The organism is Acinetobacter sp. WU_MDCI_Abxd143 (assembly GCF_025514195.1).
Lineage (GTDB): Bacteria > Pseudomonadota > Gammaproteobacteria > Pseudomonadales > Moraxellaceae > Acinetobacter > Acinetobacter pittii_H.
Genome location: NZ_JAHPTH010000011.1, coordinates 32,127 through 51,182, shown reverse-complemented (window position 1 = coordinate 51,182; position 19,056 = coordinate 32,127). Strand labels below are relative to the sequence as shown.

Genomic DNA, 19,056 nt, shown 5'->3' with positions numbered 1-19,056 from the left:
TAGGAGGGAATATTAATGATTAAACTTAAAAATATTGAGATATTAAAATATAAGTCATTTACCACTCCTCAATCCGTACATATTGAAGATGATATAACTGTACTGGTTGGAATGAATGAATCAGGAAAAACCTCTATTTTAGAATGTTTAGCAAAAACTAATTATTTTGAAACTGATGAGAAATTCAAGTTTAATCAAACACTAGATTATCCACGTAAAGAATTAAAAAGCATTAATAAGTCAGATGAAAATCCTAATGCTATTATTTGTAGGTATAAACTTTCAAAAAAACTTATTGATTTTATTGAACACTTATTAGGAAAAGGTACTTGGCAGGGAAAAGATGAGATTACGGTGACAAGCTCTTACAAAGATGGTGCTACTCTAATCAGTGGTGTTTCGATAAATTTTGAAGCTTTTTTAAAACACTATAATCTCTCTAGTATTAATGAAAGTCTAAAAAAAGAGCTTAAATCAACCTTAACTATATCAGAATTTGATGAATTACTAACAAGATTTCCCGAAGATTCAGACAAGTTAGAACCCTTGAAAAAATATTTTTTTAAAAGTTCTACATGGAACAGCTTTATTGAAAGATATGTTTATACTAGTTTAATAAAAAAGCATCTACCAAAGTTCATTTATTATGATGAATATTACCAACTTCCATCCAGAATTGTACTAGAAAATTTTTTAGATGAGGGTGTGGAACTATCGGATGATCTAAAAACAGCAAAAGCACTTTTAGATTTAGCAGATATAAATATCAATGATATTATTAATACAGATGATTTTGAGGATTTTATTGCAGAATTAGAAGCAACTGAAGCTTTGATTTCTGACACATTATTCCAATATTGGTCTGCAAATCAGGACTTAAATATCGAGTTTAAAATTGATAAAAAAACAGCTACTGCTCAAAGACATGTAAATACAAATTATGGTAATGCAACAACAGTCGATACAAATATTGTTGAACATGTTTTAGACATTCGTGTAAAAAACTCAAAAACTAGAGTTTCTTTACCTCTCCAGAATAGAAGCAAAGGGTTTAATTGGTTTTTTTCATTCTTAGTCTGGTTTAATAAAATTCAGGCTGATTCAAATTCAAAATATATCCTACTCCTAGATGAGCCGGGTCTTAACTTACATGCAACTGCCCAAGCAGATTTACTACGTTTTTTAGAGAGTTTAGTTGATAAATATCAAGTTATTTATACAACTCACTCACCATTTATGGTAGAAACAACGAAATTAAATCGTGTCAGAACGGTGTTTAGTGACTCCGATAGCTCTATCGTTAGTGATAGTATTCAACAAAAAGATCCTAATACTCTTTTCCCTTTACAAGCTGCTTTAGGATATGATGTTGCACAGAATTTATTCATTTCTAAAAAGAATCTACTAGTTGAAGGGGTCTCGGATTTACTATATTTAACCACAATTTCAGAATATTTGAATGCGAACAGCAGAACTGGTTTAAATGAGGATATTACAATTGTACCTACAGGTGGCTTAGATAAAGTTGCTAGTTTTATCTCATTACTTCGAGGTTCAAAACTATCAATTTTCTGTCTTTTAGATTCATTTACTGATCAAAAGTCGCAAGCAAGATTTGATAGTCTAACTATACAAAAAATTATATCTGATAAAAATATAAAATTCTTTCATGATTATTTGGATAATAGAAAAAAAGCTGATATTGAGGATATGTTTACTGTTGATGAATATCTTCAACTATTTAATATTTCCCTATCATCTACCCATGCTGAAATTAAGGTGGATGAATTAAGTGTGGAAATTGAAGATATATTGTCAAAAATTAATAAAGTTATTAAAAAAAATAGATTTAATCACTACTTACCTGCAAAAGAGTTTGCTAGTAATAAGGATTTTGTTAATAGCCTTTCAGAATCAACTTTATCAAGATTTGAAACTATTTTTAAAGAAATCAATAAGAATCTTAAATAGTTCTGGTTTAATAGATTCACCATCATTATTGATGATGAATCTATTAATTTATTTGGTATTTTCTATTAAAGATAGGAATTTGTATAAACAAATTATTTTTATACAGTAGCTTGGTTTGGTTAATAAATGGATGTAATTCAGCATGAAACTGCTCAATCACGAGAAAAATCTAATTATCTTACTGAAAGCCAATTCAACTTTGAGTAGTTTCCTATTCGTAAGGAGCTTAAGCTAATGGAGGATCAGTACACCAAAATATATTTTTTCATGTACCCTGTAGAACAGTCATTAACTCAATTTTAGGTGAAAAATTTAGTTATGTCGTAGGTAACAATATTAGTGATATGGTGACCATCGCTCATAACTTGATTGAAAATCATCCAGCTTACGTTAAGCATTTTATGCTTACTTTAAAGATAATAAGTAATACCAAATTATTAAACAAGACAGATGCTTCCGATAAATTGAAAGAACGTTATAAAAATATACCCAACAGTCTGAGGATAGCAAAACTTAGAAAAACATGAATCAAATCAATTTATTGAATTTTTAATCCCTGAATTTGAAGGACGTTTAATAACTTGGGGTAAAAGCTACGACTACCATTCAAGATTCCGATAAAAGATGGGAATACGCTAAGTACAGAAAAAATCACGGTGATTTTGAAAGGGAAATCTGTAATTGACTAACCTAAATAAGTGCATGAAATACGTAATGCTAATAAAGCTTAAATTTTTCTCAACCGAATTGAATACCTAAAAGTTTATTTTCTGGAGTATCCCCTTTAAGTTGAATTATCTGTCTAGATTTTAAACTATTGTATTCGTCAGAAGAAAGATAATCTTCCATTGCTTCAAAGTTTTCAGTATTAATTGAAATGATGTACTGTAATCCTCTTTTTTCTGCTTCCGATGCTATATAGCTGAGCCAATTCGACCTAACCTTTGGATCAATATCTGCAAAGAGGCGATTATCATGCCATAACATCTCAATGGAATGGTTCAGACCAGAAGTTAAAATAATCCAATCAAAGCATAAAATAACTGCATCACCTATTCCATCTGAGCTATCACCTTCTATATTGATATCTAAATTAAATCTAATCTGATTACGGTCACTAGTATTTGCTGAAAGTGTTATACCTGCGGGAGTTCTTGGATATAGTTGATTTGCAAGTGATTTAAAATTTTTATCAAAATTCTCTAATGGATTGGCTTCAACGTAAGCAGTAGCCCTTTTATCATCTTCAAGTCGCCTTTGCTTAATTTCAAGCTTCTTTTTTTCAAGAGCTGAAATAGCGCCATAATATTCAGTGAGACGTTCAAATTCATTGTTTAGATTGGACAATTCTTGGGTTAATGCAACATAATCATCAAGTGCTCTTTTTCCATGTAAATATTGAATTTTTTGATCACGCTCACTTTCAAAATTAAATCTCTCCGAGTCTAAACGTTCTAGCTTATCAAGTAAGTGGCTTTTTTCTTCTTCAAGGCGAACTTTACGATTAACAGATAGTTGTTGGTGGAATCTCTCTACTGAGTCGAAATGCATAAGAGCTTCTGGTTTAAAGACCATTTCAATGCCTTTATAAAGCTCTAGAAGATCATCTTTACTGATATCAGGCTGTTCCATTATCATTTGGCTGATATCAGTCAATTGTTGTTTTATTGACTCTTGTTCAAAGGCAGTATTTTTGATGAGTTCAGTTAGTTCATTAGCTTGTATTTCAATATCACGATAGTCATCAGCTACTTTAAAAAGATTAATATCTTTACGTAATCTTGGAATTTCCTGTTCTAGGAATTCTAATCTTATTCTTGGTTGAGTCCCTGCCCGAAAAAAATCTAAAAGTACAGGGTCTTCTTTGTACTGTTTGATATTTTGGTTGGCTTTATCTAATTCAGCTTTTGAATTATGTTTGTTTACAATTAATTCATGATTTGCTCCCATCAAAAACATAGTCCGTAGGAGGGCTGGGTAGTCCTGTTCTTTATCTGTTTTAGATGGGCTGTCGCAATCAGCCTTTTTTACCCTTGAAAAACGTTTAAATAATGATCTGAATCCAAGATCAGATATTTTGTTTTTTAAGTTAAAAAAGTTTTGTTCATTTAACCAGTTTCTGTAATCTGTCAAGGAAATAGACTGATCACCAAACCATATTTTTTTTCCATCACCCGTTCTAGAAATGACATAAACAACATTTTCATGCTTAAACTTTAAACTGAAAATCCATTCTGGAAAGACGGCAGTAAAAGCAGGATCAGCATTTGCACCCAGACAATGGTGGATGAGCTTCAAAGATAAAGTCTTACCAACCCCATTACTCGTACCATTAAGATCTTTAGCACCATCGCCTAAGATTATAGAAATACCATTCTCGTTGAATACTAAAGTTTTAAAACTTGGCTGATTGCAAGATAAGCTAATCAACTTCATTTGCAATCTCCGCAGAACTTATAGGTTTTAGCACAAGTTCAGAATAGTCATTTAATGTAAGTTGCTGTATTGCATATAAAATATTGATTGCTAAAATGACTTCTGTAAAATCAGGTTTAATTATTGAATTATCATGTTTTATAGTTAACCACAATTCATCTATGGTCAATGATCTTACTGCTAACTTGGAACGTAGTAATCCTGCAACTGCTAATAAGGAGTTGCTAAACAGAATATGTTTGTTAGGCATGAAGCTGGTTAGGATTGTCATATACGTCACAAGTGTCAAAGTAATGAGCTAAAACTATCTCAGAAGCATTTCTAAATGCTTGTAAGACTGGAATCGAAGCAGTTTGGAAGATATCTGTCGGAATTAGTCTATCAACTATCCAAAAGTATCGCATATCTGCCGAATTCTCTAAAGTGTCAGGGAGGTGTATTTTACTTTCTTTATAAATATTGTTAATTTGCTGTGCAATATCTTGGGAATCTGTACTTTTACTACCTTTCAGGTAATCTCTTACCCTGTGACCTTGTAAGCTATTAGTCTTTAGCTTCAAGTTCAAATTTTGACTAATTCCATTAAATTTAATTTTTTCATCCCAAATAGGTACATCAATTTCTAAAAAACCTAAACTATTGATATTTTGGTTAGATAAATGTTGGAGTAATTTACCTAAAGCAGAGGGGTCTACTGTAAAAGGTACTTCATTTATTGGCGCTCTATTTAAAAGTTTAAGCTTTTGTTTTTCTGTTAGTATGTCGAAGTAATTTTCAATAATAGCTGAATGGATACATTCAGAATTGTTTAAATTATAAGTACTCTTTAAGGTTGCTAAAGTGGTAATGATATCAGGTGGAATACCTTGAAACCTATCATTATAGACAAAATAATATTCTGATATATTGGGTAGACCTGTTTGACCATTCCAATGTGTATTTAATTTTTCAAAATCAGTAACAGATTTTTGCAAAACGGTTTTATGTGTTTGATGAGCTGGAGTCGTAGGTTTGGGTGCATAAATTTGATAGTAGTGTCCTTTGTTAGCAACACATCCATCATTACCACCATCTCCTCCAAAAGGAGCCACTTTTATAAAATGGGGGTCTGTTAAAAACATCAAGTCTGAGAAGAAAATCTGAAACTCTTCTCCAGAACGTCTATACATTTCTAAGCGGAAAAAAATACTATAGAAATAGTCCTTAGTTGCTTCATCCATATTTCTATGCGCTCTTGTATAAGTTAATAAATAATAAAGTATAAGAACATAGGGGTAGAAGCAATTTTTTGAATGGATTTTATGCTCTGTTTCTTTATTCTACTAGGACTTTTAATTTTTTCTTAAACCAGGTTGAATTTTAGTTAATCAATAGTTAAATAGAATATATACGCTCCTATTACTTTAAGATTAAACTGCTTTTCGCTTAGGAAAAGACAGAATTTATCTCCTCAACCCATCAATAAAATCAGACCATTCCTGCATCATTTTTACTCGGTAATCTAAGTGCTGGGCATGGTTGTAAGCCTGTGAAACAGAATTGCCTACGGTATGGGCTAATTGAATTTCAATCGCATCATGCATATAGCCTTTCTCATGTAGGGTCGTGGAAGCGAGCCCACGAAATCCATGTCCAGTCATTTTTCCCATATATCCCATAGTTCGAATTGCACTTAAGAGAGCATTGTTGCTTAAAGGTTTGGCTTTACTGTGATTGTAAAAAACGAATTGCTTGTTACCTGTAATTGGTCGGAGACTTTCTACTAGCTCGATAGCTTGTCTTGATAAAGGAACAATATGAGGTAAAGCCATTTTCATTTTGTATGCAGGAATACGCCATAAATGATTATCAAAATCAATCTCATTCCACTCCATATTGATGAGTTCAGCAGTTCTTACAAATGTTAAAGTCATTAGTTGTAATGCTGTTTTAACCAAGATGCTGCCATGATAACGATCCATACGTTCCAAGAATGGTGGAAACTCTGAAATATCTAGACGAGCCATATGTTTTACTTTGCGTGGCTTTAATGCCTCTTGTAAATGAGGGGTCGGATCATTCTCAATGATTCCTTTACGGATTGCATAACGGAAAATTCGACCAGTCAAAGGAATAGAGCGCTTAGCCATTTCTAATGCGCCACGTTCTTCAATTTTTTTAGCACAAGCTAATACGTCTTTCCCCTTGATTTGATCAATTGGCATATCACCTAGAGCTGGAAATAGGTCTTTTTCAAATACGGATAAATCGCGTAAGTAAGTGCCTTCGGTAATCGCCTCTTTACGGTCTTGCATCCATTGCATTGCTAGTACTTTGAAAAGCTTGCTTTTATCAGTTTGCTCTAAACGTTGATTTTTTGCGGCGTTAGGGTCGATATTATTAAAAAGTTGTATTCGTGCCTCATCACGGACACGTCGAGCCTGAGCGAGAGAGACTTCAGGATAGCTTCCTATTGTTAAAGTGCTTTCACGTCCATTAAATCGATATTTTAACCGCCAGAAACGTCCACCTGAAGGTGTAACTTCTAAATAAAGCCCTTTTTCATCTGAATAGCGTTTTTTCTTATCAATTGGTTTGATCTTTCTAACTTGCGCATCAGTAAGCATTTAGGATGTTATCCTTATATATTGGGGGATGATTATTGTTGATTTAAAATAGTCCCCCAATTATCCCCCACGTTATAGGGGATTACAATAGATCTCATCGAATAGTATAAGGCAATAAAAAAAGCCTAAATCCTTTAGATTTAAGCTTTTAGGACTCTATGAGACATCATAGAAATTAAATTTGGCGGTGAGAGAGGGATTCGAACCCTCGATACGCGCAAACGTATACACACTTTCCAGGCGTGCTCCTTCAGCCACTCGGACACCTCACCAAGGCGTGCGATAGTAACTAAAAAAACGAGTTCTGCCAAGTTGTAGTCAAACAGATTTGCAGAAAAACTTTTTAGCTAGTGATAATATTGCGGCATACAACGTTCTATTTTGAAGACAACATATGCAAAGCACTGCAAAAAAAGCCGGATTGTCAGTGATGACACTGGCAGCCTTAGGGGTGGTCTTTGGAGACATTGGAACAAGTCCATTGTATGCCATACGTGAGTGTTTCAGAACGGGGCATATGCCAATTAACGAAGCATCTGTTTTAGGTATATTGTCACTGATTTTTTGGTGTATGAATTTAAGTATCAGCTATAAATATGTTTCCGTAATTATGCGTGCTGATAACAATGGTGAAGGGGGGATCATATCGCTGTTGGCGTTAAATCTTCGCTCTACAGTCTTTTCAGATAAAAATAAGATCTATCTCATTGCCCTTGGTTTTATTGGCGCATCCTTATTTTTTGGCGATGGAATCATTACACCTGCAATTTCTGTACTCTCTGCGATTGAAGGTTTGAGTTTAATTACACCTGCTTTAGATCAATGGCTAGTTCCAATTGCATTAGGAATTTTAACCGCACTGTTTATGGTACAGCGACATGGTACAGCGACAATGGGGAAATTCTTTGGTCCAATTACCTTACTTTGGTTTATTTCTATCGGCTTGATTGGTCTATGGAGTATTATCCAAACACCATATGTATTGATGATGATAAATCCATACTGGGCACTGAATTTCGTGTTTGAACAACCAGCCGTTGCTTTTATCACCATGGGTGCTGTTGTACTGACGATGACAGGTGGCGAGGCGCTATATGCTGATATGGGACACTTTGGACGTATGCCAATTAAATTGGCATGGTTCATTATTGTATTACCATGTCTATTGTTGAATTATGCGGGTCAAGGCGCATTGTTATTGCGTAATCCTCAAGCGATTGAAAATCCATTCTATATTTTAGTTCCAGAATGGGCTTTGTTCCCGATGATTGGATTAGCCACAGCTGCGGCAGTGATTGCTTCACAAGCCGTGATTACAGGTGTATTTTCGGTTGCTAATCAGGCAATTCAATTGCGTTATTTACCTCGATTGACAGTTCACCATACATCGGACGTAGAGCAAGGGCAGATTTATCTACCTTTTATTAATTGGGTATTATTTATTTCTGTCTTGATTCTGATTTTACTTTTTGAAAGTAGTGCAGAGCTTGCTAGTGCATATGGTGTCGCGGTTACCATGACCATGTTATGTGGTACGATTTTAATCTCAACATTGGCTTATGGGGTTTGGCGTTGGGCGTGGTGGAAAGTCGCATTATTTACTATTCCATTCTTATTCCTTGATTTAGTTTTTGTTACATCAACATCGCTTAAAATTTTAGCTGGTGGATGGGTGCCAATTCTAATAGGTGTCGTGGTTTATACGATTTTGATGACATGGAAACGTGGGCGTGAAATCGTATATAAGCGTATGGAAACCAATGCATTACCGATCGATTTATTCATAAAAAGCATTGGGATGAGTAAAGAGACACATTTTGTTCCTGGTGAAGCAATCTTTTTAACAGGTACTCCAAATATTGTTCCACATGCAATGTTGCATAATATTAAACATAATAAAGTGCTGCACAATCGTAATGTAATGCTCACGGTATATACTCAGGATATTCCTTATGTAGCTGCGGCTGACCGCTTAAAAGTAGAGAAACTTGATGATCATTTCTATCGCATCTTTGTTTACTATGGTTTTAAGGATCAACCGAATATTCCAAATGCTTTGGAACAAGCTTATAAAGAGCTAGATTTTGAATTTGATATGATGCAAATGAGTTTCTTTATTTCAAGAGACCGTATTGTGCATACAGTGGGTGAAGGTATGTCTCCATGGAGAGAGAAACTATTTATCTCTATGCAGCGTAATACTAGTCCAGTGAGTGATTTCTACCAAATTCCAACCAACCGTGTGGTTGAGTTAGGTAGCCAAATCGAAATATAAAAACTGATGTAATAAAAAAACCAAGACAGATGTCTTGGTTTTTTTATGGCTCTGATTATTGAGCTTGTTGCATTGGTGCATCTGCTGGTAAAGCACCATCTTTTGCCATCGGATCTGCCGACTGATTTGGAGCTGCCGGAGGCGGTGGTGTGTTTGGATCTTGTGGCGCTGGAGGCGCTTGATTTGGTGCAGGTGGTACTGCATCAGTTGGTGCTGCTGGTGGCGCCATTTCACCACCTGTAGGCGCTGCATTTGTTGGTGCAGCAGAAACTTGCTGTACTTGTCCGCTATTGACTAAATCGCTAATAGAACCAGGTTGGCCATTTACAGTGGTAGTAACTTTCACTTTAGACAAACTTTCTAAAGTATCTCCTGGCTGGACTGCTGGCTCAGCTAATGCTGCCATACTACACAATCCTGTGATTACGCCAATACCAATAATCTTTGAATGGATCATTAAGTGGACTCCGATTATATTTTTATCCAAATTTGTGGAGCTAACCATGTCATAAGCCATAAGTGCTTTTCAACGAAAGATACGCAATTGACGTAATTCAATAGCCAAAGCCTCTCATAATTCCAACAGATTGTTACGTAAGGGGAAATAGAGTTACAAAAAAGATGACCATGTTTTAACCATATGAAAGATAAGAGATATACTTAAAAAAGCAGGATTGTTAAGCTGCGTCTGGACAGTAGTATTGATAGAAACATGGCAAGTAAAAAACGCAGTAAAGGCAAAAATTCATTCTCTCTAAGTGAGCATTTTGGCAAGATTATTCTTGCTTGTATTGCAGCCGGAAGCTTTGCAATTGCTTTCGGTAGTGAAAAGATTTCGCAGTGGTTTTCGCCTTTAAGTACTAACTCGACTTGTCTTAACCAGTTTTATCGAGAAGTTCCGCCTGCTTTAAATAAAGACAGTCTAAAAAAAGACAGCTATCCACTGTGCTTTAACGGTTTTAATGTCCTCTATTCAGGCATTTCTAAAACACCATTATGGTCGGCTGAGCATTTAAATGCAGAACGTTTGAGTGTCAAAATTAAACGTGAAGATAACTTCCATGAAGAAACGCGTGTTCCTCAAAAGCATCGGGCACTGTTAAGTGACTATCGCGGTTCAGGCTATGACCGTGGGCATATGGCACCTAATGGTGATATGTCAAATAAAGAATCCCAATCTGATAGTTTCTCGCTCAGTAACATGGTGCCGCAAGCACCAAAAAATAACCAAGAAGTCTGGCGTAAGCTCGAAGAAGCGACCCGTGCTATTGCCACTAAACAAAAACAAGATGTTTATGTGGTGACAGGCCCTGTTTTTGAAGGCAAACGTCTTAAAACGATTGGGCAGGGTGTGATTGTACCAACCGCAGTTTATAAAGCGGTCTATATGCCAAAAACTGGCGCGATCGGGGCTTATTACGCACCTAACAATAACTCTCTACAAGTAAAAGTCGTGAGTGTTTGCTACCTTGAGGAGCGCTTAGGCGTTAACCTATTCCCGCAATTAACCGAGCAACAAAAGCGTAATGTCTATCGCCTACCTTTAACAGCGAGTCAAGTTAAGGCAAATCAAAAGTTAGACTATTTACACTGGGATGGTGAAAGTCAGTGTGAACAAGACTTAAATGCCGAACAAATTCAAGCGTTACAAGACCAGTTTAAAAAGCAAAAAAGTGGCTCTACAGAACCGATGGAAGCAAAAGTTCCAACGATTGACGAAGAAACACGCCAAGCTATTGTGAAGCAACTGGTTGAAGCATTGGTGAACTACTTCTTGCAAATAATGAAATAAGCAGCTTTTTTTGATTGTTATTGCAACATCGTAATTATTTAAAATAGAATCCATAGACAGATCTGTCTATGGATTCTATTTTAATAAGGACAATAACAATGTTTGCCTCGATGTTTCTTTTTTCATTTGCAATGTCTATTACCCCAGGCCCAGTCAATACTGTCATTTTATCGACCAGTTTAAATCATGGTTTAAAAAGATCGATTCCCTATATTTCAGGGGCCACGATTGGTTTTACCTTACTTTTAATTTTTATGGCATTTGGTCTTCAGAGTTTATTAACTCAGTTTCCTGTTGTATTAAAAATTCTTGCAGTTTGTGGAACGCTATTTGTTTGTTATATCGGGATTAAAATTATTCTTTCTGCTGCAAATATTTCTATTTCCAATGTTCCTGCAGAGCAAATGATTATTCCTAATTTTAAAGATGGTTTCTTGTTACAGTGGCTGAATCCCAAAGCGTGGTTGGCTTGTGTGTCAGGCATTACCATGTTTACTAGCATTGAAAACCCAGAGTCGTTGCCGATCTTTATCGTTATTTATTTTTTCACTTGCTACGCGTGTTTGTTCTTTTGGGGACTATGTGGTGATAAATTTTCAGTGGTGCTTAATCAGGGCAACCGGTTGAAATATTTTAATATCTTAATGGGCGCTTTCTTAATTTTATCGGCACTTTTAATTTTGATCGATTTTTTTTAAATTGATCGTATTACACTGTGAATATATAACAACGAGACAACACATATGTTTAAGCCATTTGAAAAGGGTACAGAGTCTTCATCAATTGAAGATTTAACATTAGAAAATGATGTCGATTGCGTCAGTATTTATGGCAATTTGCAAATTACCAAAGACAAAGTCGGGTTAGAACAGGCAAAGGCTTTACAGAGCTTTTTAAACGATGTAGTTGCAGCTTTGGAAAAAGAAGAATTACCTGAGAAAATTGAACGTCCAGCTGAACAAGAAATTAATAATCCGTTTTTATAATTTATGCATGCTATGCGTGATGTTTAGCATGGTCATGTTGCAATACAGTCTTTAATACCACGTTAAATTTTATTAATTGTGTATAGACATTTTTTACTTTTGAAAGCCCAAAAGTAAACAAAAGGCTTTGTTGATCAGAGGGTACATCCATGTACCCCTGCTCAACAGGTGACATCCATGTCACCCTCCGCGATAGTAGATTGAGTCTAGGTAAAGTTAATCTTTATCTCCAGCAACCACCTTATAAATAATTGCCCCAATCACAGCCCCTAAAATCGGCGCCACCCAGAACAACCACAACTGACTTAATGCAGCCGTTTCAGCAAAGAACGCAACACCTGTACTACGTGCAGGGTTTACCGAAGTGTTCGTGACTGGAATACTGATTAAGTGAATGAGTGTTAAGCCTAAACCAATCGCAATAGGAGCGAAGCCAGCAGGCGCGCGGCGATCGGTTGCACCTAAAATAATGATTAAGAAGAAAGCTGTAAGTACTACTTCAATAATGAAAGCTGAACTTAAGCCAAACTTGTTTGGTGATAAATCTCCAAAACCATTTGAAGCAAAACCACCAACACCACTAAAGCCTGCTTGGCCTTGAGCAATAATATAGAGAACAAATGCAGCAGCAGTTGCACCGACCACTTGAGCAACGATATAGGGAATTAAATCTTTAACATCAAAGCGGCCACCGACCCAAAGGCCAACACTTACCGCGGGATTAAAATGTCCACCTGAGATATGCCCTAGAGCATAAGCACCTGTGAGTACGGTTAAACCAAAGGCAAGGGCTACACCTGCAAAGCCAATACCAAGTTCAGGGAAAGCTGCGGCTAATACTGCGCTACCACAACCACCAAAGACTAGCCAAAACGTACCTAGAAATTCAGCAAAATATTTATTCATTGTGATTACTCATCTATTTAATCTATTTTAATTAATGTGAAATACGTCACAGAAATTTGAAGCATGTGACTATATGAAATTTTTGTTTTCAGTGTTGTTTTAATCAAGAAAAGATTTGTAAGTTTTGGTAGGTTATTCTTTGTTTAAAAGTTGATCTCTCCATTGTTGCGGTGTTTGATGAGTCCAATGTTTAAATGCTCTCTGGAAGGCACTTTGTTCTGAATAACAAAGCAAAAGCGCAATCTCTTGTAGGCTTAAATGTGGGTTTTTTAAATACTCGGTTGCAAGCATAAATCGCACTTGCTGAACGCGTTCCTGAAAGGTGGTGCCTTGTTGCTGTAAGTGTCTTTGGAGTTGTCGAATTGACAGACCTAATTGAGCAGCAATATGTTCAATTTGATATTGATTCTTTTGTAGACCAGTCAAAATCGAATGCTGTAAACGCTGATCAAGTTGGGTCGAATTTGGTAATTGTTCTAAAAGTGCTTGTGCTTGCTGAACCAATAGTTGCTGTAAGGTGTGGTCGGCGCTGCTAAGTGGCTTATGAATTTCTGTAATTGGAATGAGTAACTCTGTACGCGGCTGGCTAAAACGAACGGGACATTGAAAATATTGTTCATAGACTCTGATATTTTTAGGGGCAGCATTTAAGAAACGCACTTCATGTAAATGCACGTCTTCATGAGACATAAAAAGACGTAAGAACTGAATCACCAACGCAATCGCGATTTCATCGGTAAGCTGGGTAGGGTGTAGCTCGGTCGCTTCCCAGCGAATAGAACCATACCGCCCCTGTAGCTCAACCACTAAAGGGCTACCGTCATAAATCAGACGATGAAAATCATGATAGCGAATTAAGGCTTCACCTAAGTTATCGCAAGAGAGCGCGAGATAGGCAATAATCCCTAAGTGTTTGGGTTGTACATATTTGGCAATTTCTAGCCCTAAACCCGGCTTCGGGTCTAGTTTATAAATCACTTCTAATAGGTCACGCCAAACCACATAGTCAAATCGTTCCAGATTTTGAATTTGTTCTAATTGTTCTGGAATAGCTAATTCATTGGCTTCGCAATAAGCTTTTAAAAGATGCCCCAGTCCTCCATACACTGAGCCTGTATAATTTTTTAGTTGTGGCATCCCTAACCACCTCTTTCTTGTCGTGATTTGTCAATGAAACCATTAATTCTGGTCAATACCTAGCATAACGAATTTTATATGCTGAATAAAAAGAAAAAAGGAGTTAGGTGATGTTAAAAGGGTTTATTGCAGGAATTGCAGTTGCGAATGCATTTGAATGGGTAGCGCACAAATATATTTTACATGGTGTACACCGTGCTGGAAAACCACGTTATAGCCCAGTGCCAAAAAGCATGGAATCTCATTGGGCACACCATCGTGAAGTCCGCAAACAACAATTTCATGATGATTGCTATGTGGAAGGCGTGGGAAACTGGCGAACTAAAAATGAGTTAATTTCGCTTGCTGTGGTGGCAACCGTTTCAATTGCAATTTTTTACCCTTTTTCAAAAGGTATGGCACTCGCAGCTTGGTACAGTGCTGGAAATTATTATTATATTCATCGCCGTGCACATTTAGAGCCTGACTGGGCAAAGCGTAAAATTCCATGGCATTACGACCACCATATGAACTCTAATCAAGACGCTAATTGGTGTGTGACCAAACCTTGGTTTGACTATGTAATGGGAACACGGGTGGTGTCGTCGGCAGATTTAAAAGAACAAAATCCTTTGGGTATACGGTTACCTACTGCGCTTGCTAGACCATTGTCTCAAGCTATAGAAAAAATTTTTCCTGCAAAATGGGTCGAGAAAAAAGAAAAGCCTCAATTGGTTAGTGACATAAATGCGGTAGATGGCGCTGCATAAAAAAATAAAGGGGCATGTCGCCCCTTTAAATATCAATAAGTTTACAAGCGCATTTCGATGCCTTGTTCAGCTAAATATTGTTTAGCTTCTGGAATGGTGAACTGACCAAAGTGGAAAATACTTGCTGCCAATACTGCATCGGCACCACCTTGTAAAATACCGTCTGCAAGATGTTGTAAGTTGCCCACACCACCTGAAGCGATCGTTGGAATGGTAACGCGGTCATTAATGGCACGCATTAACGCAATATCATAACCCGCTTTAGTACCGTCGGCATCCATACTGGTAATTAGTAATTCGCCCGCACCATAGTCAGCCATTTTTACAGCCCATTCAATGGCATCAATACCTGTTGGTTTACGTCCACCGTGAGTAAAGATTTCCCATTTGTTATCGCCAGTTTTTTTGGCATCAATCGCAACCACAATGCATTGTGCGCCAAAGTGCTGAGAAGCTTCTTGAACAAATTCCGGATTAAATACGGCAGCCGAGTTAATACTCACTTTATCTGCACCTGCATTTAATAACGCACGAATATCTTCAACCTTACGTACACCACCACCGACAGTTAATGGCACAAATACAGTCTCGGCCATACGCTCAACAGTACGGTAAGTGGTATCGCGTCCATGATGTGTAGCGGTAATGTCTAAGAAAGTAATTTCGTCTGCACCTTGTTCGTTATAGCGACGTGCCACTTCAACAGGGTCGCCAGCATCACGAATATCGAGGAATTGAACGCCTTTAACTACGCGTCCGTTATCAACGTCTAGGCAAGGAATAATACGTTTAGCAAGCATAGCTTTTTCCAAAAATAATCGCCGTTGGTGAAAGTTCCTACACAGGCGCTACACCTTCATGGAGGGAAGAGGTATTCTATCAAACTTCACAGATGTTTTTTGCAGGTTTTCCATGTCGGTTTATACCCCGTTGAGTTTAGATGAAGTTCGCACCTTTGCTGCACCTTATGGATTAGAGGTGTTGGAGCTGAACCCAATTCAGGGAGGTATTCAAAACACCAATTATTTTCTGGTTGATGTAAACCGCAAACAATATGTACTCACCGTATTTGAAGAGTTAGATGCACAAGGTGCAGGCGAACTCATTCCTGTGCTTGAGCAATTAGGTACTCATGATGTACCCGTTGCCGTGCCATTAAAGCACAGTGGCCAAGCGGTTCATGTGATTGCAGACAAGCCTGCACAAATTGCACCACGTTTAATGGGGCACCATCCCATGCAAACTACAGTAGCTCAAGTTGCTGCAATTGCAGATGCACAGGCGAAGTTACATGTAGCTTTACAAGATTTTCCGCTTGAACGTGAATATCGCCGTGATCATCAATATTGGACAGGTGTTGCAGAGCAGCTTAAACCAAGCATGACTCAAGATGACCAAACTTTACTTGAGCAGGTCTATCAAGCTTTTAATGCGAAAACAGCGCAGTATTCAAATCGACCAACAGGTTTTATTCACTCTGATTTGTTCCGTGACAATACCTTGTTTGAAGGTGAGCAATTACAAGGTATCCTAGATTTTTATGAGTTAAATCAAGATGAACTGCTATTTGATATTGCGATTACTATCAATGATTTTTGTACCGAATATCCAGCAGCACACTTAAACTCAGACAAAGTCGCAGCTTACTTAGCGGCATACCAAAAAGTTCGTGCGCTTACAACAGATGAGCTAGCATGTTTAGATGTATTCTTGGCAATGGCAGCATGCCGTTTTTGGTCAATGCGTTTGCAAGTTGCTCAAAAAAATAAAGAAGAAGGACGTACCGGTGATGACATTTTGCAAAAAGACCCGCAAGAAATGCGAGCAATGATGCAAGATCGTTTAAGCCATGTAAAAGCATAAAAGGGAATGAAGATGCGAGATCAGGGGCGTTTAGTCGAATGGTTCGACGAAAAAGGATATGGCTTTATTCAGCCAGATGATGCTGAAAAAGAGCGAGTCTTTTTGCATATCAAAGATTTTGCACGCCCCGGACCTCGGCCAATTATTGGCTGTGCACTGGAATATCGGGTGATTCTCGACGAAAGAGGCCGTTTTCGTGCTCAGCAGGTCACTTATTTAAAGGCATCTCAAACTCGGAAAGCTTCAAAAACTGCAAAAGCAGAATCTTCATTTCAAGCCAGCCCGTTGTCTGTAATGCAAATGGGGATTGTGTTTTATTTCGTTTTAATGGGCATTATGAGTTTTATTCATGTTCTGCCAGCTTATACTTTATTGTTCGTCTTAATGATGAATGTGTTGAGTTATTGGCTTTATTCACAAGACAAAGAAGCCGCACAATTAGGTAATCGCCGTGTACCTGAACAAACATTGCACATTGTTAGCTTTCTAGGAGGTTGGCCAGCTGCATGGTGGGCACAACAAAAACTGAGACATAAAACACAAAAACAACCCTTTCGTAAGATTTATTTTTGTACCATATTCTTTCATTTACTTTTGATTTTGTGGCTAATTTCTCCCTTAAATGTATTGCGTGGCTCATAAAAGTAAATCGTTTTATTAAACTTGAGAGGTATAAAAATGAATAGTTCTATCGACCAAGATCCAAATCGTACTTTAACACTTATTTTATATGTACTTTATATTGTTGCCATTTTTACAGGCGGCTTACTTGCGGTTATTGCTTTAATTATTAACTACGTAAAACGTTCTGATGTACAAGGCTCGATTTTTGCGAGCCACTTTACATGGCAAATCAGAACATTCTGGTGGTATCTCGCTTGGAATATTATTGCCTTTTTGCCGTTTATTTTCTTGTTCTTTACGGGCGAAAATACTGACCTATTTGCAGGCGTTGCCATTTCATCGACCGTATTCTGTGTGGGTGTAATTGGTGCTGCATGGATTTGGATTGTATATCGTGCAATTCGTGGATTGATTGCGTTAAATGATAACCGTCCGATGTATCAATAAATCATGATTATTGAACATGTGTATCTGAGTATAAAGTCTGGGCAAAGTGAAGCATTTCTTAAAGCATTCGAGCAGGCTAAACATATTGTTTATCCAATGGAAGGCTTTAATGCTGTCCAATTGATTAAGCATGCAAAAGATCCCCATCATTATATTTTAATGATTTTCTGGGATGAAATTGAAAACCATACAGAAGGGTTTAGAAAGTCTGAGGCTTATCAGGAATGGAAGACTTTGCTCCATCCATTTTATGACCCAATGCCGACGGTTGAGTACTATCAACCGTGTACGTTATTGAAGAAAAAATGATAGATAGTAAAAAAGAGAGCATTAAGCTCTCTTTTTTATTCTTGAACACTTTTATTTTTCTTAATCGGCAGTTTAATTTTTAACTCACTGATTAAAACACCTAAGACCACTAACGCACCCCCAAAAAGGGCAATCAATGGCAAACGCTCACCGGCAATTCTGCCAATAATGCCCGCCCAAACGGGTTCGCCTGCATAGATAATTGCAGCGCGTGAAGGATCAACCACACGTTGAGCCCAGTTCATAACAAATTGAATGAGCGCACTCGCTAAACCTAATGCAACAGCAATGAGTACTAGGGGCCATGAAAATGCAGGAATCGTATGTTCACCTACCATAGGCATGATGGCGAAAGAAAGTAGAGACGCCACACCAAGTTGAATGATTGTGACACGGCGTAAATTTACCTTTCCGGCAAAGTAGCTAATAAAAATAATTTCTAAAGCAATCGCAAAGGCGCCGAGTACTGTTAAAAGCTGTCCAAAACTTAAGGAAATTTGCTTAAAGCCATTTCCCGTCAATAAAACAAGACCAGTAAAAGCCAGAGCTGCTCCCACCCAAGTCATGATGTGTGGAGTTTTTCTAAAGATGAGCCACATTAAAATAGGAACAAGTGGAACATATAGCGCTGTTAAAAATGCTGATTCACTACTCGGAATGGTTTGTAGGCCAATGGTCTGGGTGCCGTATCCTGCCGCAATCACAAGACCAATCGCGCAACCCGCACCTAAGTCTTTTAACGTAACACCTTTCATACTTTTTAATGAAATAAGAAGCAAAGTAAGAGCCGCGACAGCAAAACGGCAACCTACAAAAAACATAGGCGATGAAAAATTCAGTGCATACTGCACAGTAAGAAATGTTCCACCCCAAATGATCGTAATCAAAATGAGTGCTAACTGTGGGGCTTTGCTTGAACTCAGAGAAATTGGCGACATACTCAAATTAATATTAA

At 37.2% G+C, this 19,056-nt stretch carries 20 protein-coding genes and 1 tRNA gene; 10 read left to right on the top strand and 11 right to left on the bottom strand.

All coding sequences use genetic code 11. The features are described 5' to 3' along the window. The first annotated feature begins 15 nt into the window (after positions 1–15). A complete protein-coding gene (locus tag KTI79_RS15860) occupies positions 16–1,971 on the top strand; it encodes an AAA family ATPase (RefSeq protein WP_086376059.1) in 1,956 nt (651 codons plus the stop codon). A gap of 738 nt (positions 1,972–2,709) precedes the next feature. On the opposite strand, the gene KTI79_RS15855 is transcribed toward KTI79_RS15860, so the two are convergent. The 5 genes from KTI79_RS15855 to KTI79_RS15835 form a co-directional block, all read right to left on the bottom strand. Further along, positions 2,710–4,407: a DUF2326 domain-containing protein gene (locus KTI79_RS15855; protein ID WP_086376061.1), complete on the bottom strand. Its 1,698-nt coding sequence runs from the start codon at positions 4,405–4,407 to the stop codon at positions 2,710–2,712. Further along, entirely contained in the window at positions 4,394–4,657 is a 264-nt protein-coding gene (locus KTI79_RS15850) for an ABC-three component system middle component 6 (RefSeq protein WP_086376062.1), read from the bottom strand. The genes KTI79_RS15855 and KTI79_RS15850 overlap by 14 nt, the downstream gene beginning before the upstream one ends. After that, positions 4,650–5,627, bottom strand: coding sequence for an ABC-three component system protein (locus KTI79_RS15845; protein WP_086376063.1), 978 nt, complete (start codon positions 5,625–5,627; stop codon positions 4,650–4,652). The genes KTI79_RS15850 and KTI79_RS15845 overlap by 8 nt, the downstream gene beginning before the upstream one ends. A 222-nt stretch (positions 5,628–5,849) precedes the next feature. Continuing rightward, complete coding sequence (locus KTI79_RS15840; protein ID WP_086376064.1) at positions 5,850–7,013, bottom strand: tyrosine-type recombinase/integrase; 1,164 nt, start codon at positions 7,011–7,013, stop codon at positions 5,850–5,852. A gap of 182 nt (positions 7,014–7,195) precedes the next feature. After that, positions 7,196–7,285: transfer RNA gene (locus KTI79_RS15835), tRNA-Ser, on the bottom strand. 122 nt (positions 7,286–7,407) lie between these two features. On the opposite strand from KTI79_RS15835, the gene KTI79_RS15830 reads away from it, so the two are divergent. After that, positions 7,408–9,288, top strand: coding sequence for a potassium transporter Kup (locus KTI79_RS15830; protein ID WP_086264760.1), 1,881 nt, complete (start codon positions 7,408–7,410; stop codon positions 9,286–9,288). A gap of 55 nt (positions 9,289–9,343) precedes the next feature. Here KTI79_RS15830 and KTI79_RS15825 read toward each other — a convergent pair whose 3' ends face one another. Then, positions 9,344–9,745 carry a hypothetical protein gene (locus KTI79_RS15825; RefSeq protein WP_086264761.1) on the bottom strand — a complete coding sequence of 134 codons (402 nt, stop codon included), beginning with the start codon at positions 9,743–9,745 and terminating at the stop codon, positions 9,344–9,346. Between the two features lie 255 nt (positions 9,746–10,000). Between KTI79_RS15825 and KTI79_RS15820 the strand changes: the two genes are divergently transcribed. The 3 genes from KTI79_RS15820 to KTI79_RS15810 all read left to right on the top strand — a co-directional run bounded on the left by KTI79_RS15820 (position 10,001) and on the right by KTI79_RS15810 (position 12,066). After that, positions 10,001–11,080 (top strand): DNA/RNA non-specific endonuclease, encoded by a 1,080-nt coding sequence (locus tag KTI79_RS15820; protein WP_199964070.1) that lies wholly within the window; start codon positions 10,001–10,003, stop codon positions 11,078–11,080. 98 nt (positions 11,081–11,178) lie between these two features. Beyond that, entirely contained in the window at positions 11,179–11,778 is a 600-nt protein-coding gene (locus KTI79_RS15815) for a LysE family translocator (protein ID WP_199964071.1), read from the top strand. 45 nt (positions 11,779–11,823) lie between these two features. After that, positions 11,824–12,066, top strand: coding sequence for a hypothetical protein (locus KTI79_RS15810; RefSeq protein WP_000476055.1), 243 nt, complete (start codon positions 11,824–11,826; stop codon positions 12,064–12,066). A 10-nt stretch (positions 12,067–12,076) separates the two neighbouring features. On the opposite strand, the gene KTI79_RS15805 is transcribed toward KTI79_RS15810, so the two are convergent. The 3 genes from KTI79_RS15805 to KTI79_RS15795 form a co-directional block, all read right to left on the bottom strand. Then, on the bottom strand, positions 12,077–12,241 hold the full coding sequence (locus KTI79_RS15805) for a hypothetical protein (RefSeq protein ID WP_086264763.1): 165 nt from the start codon (positions 12,239–12,241) through the stop codon (positions 12,077–12,079). Between the two features lie 41 nt (positions 12,242–12,282). Beyond that, the gene (gene aqpZ, locus KTI79_RS15800) at positions 12,283–12,972 is read right to left on the bottom strand and encodes an aquaporin Z (RefSeq protein ID WP_078224946.1); all 690 of its coding nucleotides are present in this window, start codon (positions 12,970–12,972) and stop codon (positions 12,283–12,285) included. 132 nt (positions 12,973–13,104) lie between these two features. Beyond that, positions 13,105–14,109 carry an AraC family transcriptional regulator gene (locus KTI79_RS15795; RefSeq protein ID WP_086264764.1) on the bottom strand — a complete coding sequence of 335 codons (1,005 nt, stop codon included), beginning with the start codon at positions 14,107–14,109 and terminating at the stop codon, positions 13,105–13,107. Positions 14,110–14,219: 110 nt separating this feature from the next. Between KTI79_RS15795 and KTI79_RS15790 the strand changes: the two genes are divergently transcribed. Continuing rightward, the gene (locus tag KTI79_RS15790) at positions 14,220–14,858 is read left to right on the top strand and encodes a hypothetical protein (protein WP_086376065.1); all 639 of its coding nucleotides are present in this window, start codon (positions 14,220–14,222) and stop codon (positions 14,856–14,858) included. A 41-nt stretch (positions 14,859–14,899) separates the two neighbouring features. On the opposite strand, the gene hisF is transcribed toward KTI79_RS15790, so the two are convergent. Further along, positions 14,900–15,658 carry an imidazole glycerol phosphate synthase subunit HisF gene (gene hisF / locus KTI79_RS15785; RefSeq protein WP_044119127.1) on the bottom strand — a complete coding sequence of 253 codons (759 nt, stop codon included), beginning with the start codon at positions 15,656–15,658 and terminating at the stop codon, positions 14,900–14,902. Between the two features lie 112 nt (positions 15,659–15,770). On the opposite strand from hisF, the gene KTI79_RS15780 reads away from it, so the two are divergent. From KTI79_RS15780 to KTI79_RS15765, 4 genes are read left to right on the top strand one after another with little or no spacing between them, the layout of a single operon-like run. Next, positions 15,771–16,721, top strand: coding sequence for a homoserine kinase (locus KTI79_RS15780; protein WP_086264765.1), 951 nt, complete (start codon positions 15,771–15,773; stop codon positions 16,719–16,721). A 12-nt stretch (positions 16,722–16,733) separates the two neighbouring features. Beyond that, positions 16,734–17,363 (top strand): DUF1294 domain-containing protein, encoded by a 630-nt coding sequence (locus KTI79_RS15775; RefSeq protein ID WP_069141278.1) that lies wholly within the window; start codon positions 16,734–16,736, stop codon positions 17,361–17,363. Between the two features lie 36 nt (positions 17,364–17,399). Next, a complete protein-coding gene (locus KTI79_RS15770) occupies positions 17,400–17,792 on the top strand; it encodes a DUF4870 family protein (RefSeq protein WP_005300857.1) in 393 nt (130 codons plus the stop codon). A gap of 3 nt (positions 17,793–17,795) precedes the next feature. Next, entirely contained in the window at positions 17,796–18,101 is a 306-nt protein-coding gene (locus KTI79_RS15765; protein WP_086264766.1) for an antibiotic biosynthesis monooxygenase family protein, read from the top strand. 35 nt (positions 18,102–18,136) lie between these two features. On the opposite strand, the gene KTI79_RS15760 is transcribed toward KTI79_RS15765, so the two are convergent. Next, positions 18,137–19,039, bottom strand: a complete 903-nt coding sequence (locus tag KTI79_RS15760) for a DMT family transporter (protein ID WP_086264767.1) — start codon at positions 19,037–19,039, stop codon at positions 18,137–18,139. Between the last annotated feature and the right edge of the window lie 17 nt (positions 19,040–19,056).

What these genes read in the sequence shown, in the direction of transcription:
- KTI79_RS15860 (WP_086376059.1), top strand. Translation starts at nt 16, where the DNA reads ATGATTAAACTTAAAAATATTGAGATATTAAAATATAAGTCATTTACC.
- KTI79_RS15855 (WP_086376061.1), bottom strand. Translation starts at nt 4,407, where the DNA reads ATGAAGTTGATTAGCTTATCTTGCAATCAGCCAAGTTTTAAAACTTTA.
- KTI79_RS15850 (WP_086376062.1), bottom strand. Translation starts at nt 4,657, where the DNA reads ATGCCTAACAAACATATTCTGTTTAGCAACTCCTTATTAGCAGTTGCA.
- KTI79_RS15845 (WP_086376063.1), bottom strand. Translation starts at nt 5,627, where the DNA reads ATGGATGAAGCAACTAAGGACTATTTCTATAGTATTTTTTTCCGCTTA.
- KTI79_RS15840 (WP_086376064.1), bottom strand. Translation starts at nt 7,013, where the DNA reads ATGCTTACTGATGCGCAAGTTAGAAAGATCAAACCAATTGATAAGAAA.
- KTI79_RS15830 (WP_086264760.1), top strand. Translation starts at nt 7,408, where the DNA reads ATGCAAAGCACTGCAAAAAAAGCCGGATTGTCAGTGATGACACTGGCA.
- KTI79_RS15825 (WP_086264761.1), bottom strand. Translation starts at nt 9,745, where the DNA reads ATGATCCATTCAAAGATTATTGGTATTGGCGTAATCACAGGATTGTGT.
- KTI79_RS15820 (WP_199964070.1), top strand. Translation starts at nt 10,001, where the DNA reads ATGGCAAGTAAAAAACGCAGTAAAGGCAAAAATTCATTCTCTCTAAGT.
- KTI79_RS15815 (WP_199964071.1), top strand. Translation starts at nt 11,179, where the DNA reads ATGTTTGCCTCGATGTTTCTTTTTTCATTTGCAATGTCTATTACCCCA.
- KTI79_RS15810 (WP_000476055.1), top strand. Translation starts at nt 11,824, where the DNA reads ATGTTTAAGCCATTTGAAAAGGGTACAGAGTCTTCATCAATTGAAGAT.
- KTI79_RS15805 (WP_086264763.1), bottom strand. Translation starts at nt 12,241, where the DNA reads ATGTCACCTGTTGAGCAGGGGTACATGGATGTACCCTCTGATCAACAA.
- aqpZ (WP_078224946.1), bottom strand. Translation starts at nt 12,972, where the DNA reads ATGAATAAATATTTTGCTGAATTTCTAGGTACGTTTTGGCTAGTCTTT.
- KTI79_RS15795 (WP_086264764.1), bottom strand. Translation starts at nt 14,109, where the DNA reads ATGCCACAACTAAAAAATTATACAGGCTCAGTGTATGGAGGACTGGGG.
- KTI79_RS15790 (WP_086376065.1), top strand. Translation starts at nt 14,220, where the DNA reads ATGTTAAAAGGGTTTATTGCAGGAATTGCAGTTGCGAATGCATTTGAA.
- hisF (WP_044119127.1), bottom strand. Translation starts at nt 15,658, where the DNA reads ATGCTTGCTAAACGTATTATTCCTTGCCTAGACGTTGATAACGGACGC.
- KTI79_RS15780 (WP_086264765.1), top strand. Translation starts at nt 15,771, where the DNA reads ATGTCGGTTTATACCCCGTTGAGTTTAGATGAAGTTCGCACCTTTGCT.
- KTI79_RS15775 (WP_069141278.1), top strand. Translation starts at nt 16,734, where the DNA reads ATGCGAGATCAGGGGCGTTTAGTCGAATGGTTCGACGAAAAAGGATAT.
- KTI79_RS15770 (WP_005300857.1), top strand. Translation starts at nt 17,400, where the DNA reads ATGAATAGTTCTATCGACCAAGATCCAAATCGTACTTTAACACTTATT.
- KTI79_RS15765 (WP_086264766.1), top strand. Translation starts at nt 17,796, where the DNA reads ATGATTATTGAACATGTGTATCTGAGTATAAAGTCTGGGCAAAGTGAA.
- KTI79_RS15760 (WP_086264767.1), bottom strand. Translation starts at nt 19,039, where the DNA reads ATGTCGCCAATTTCTCTGAGTTCAAGCAAAGCCCCACAGTTAGCACTC.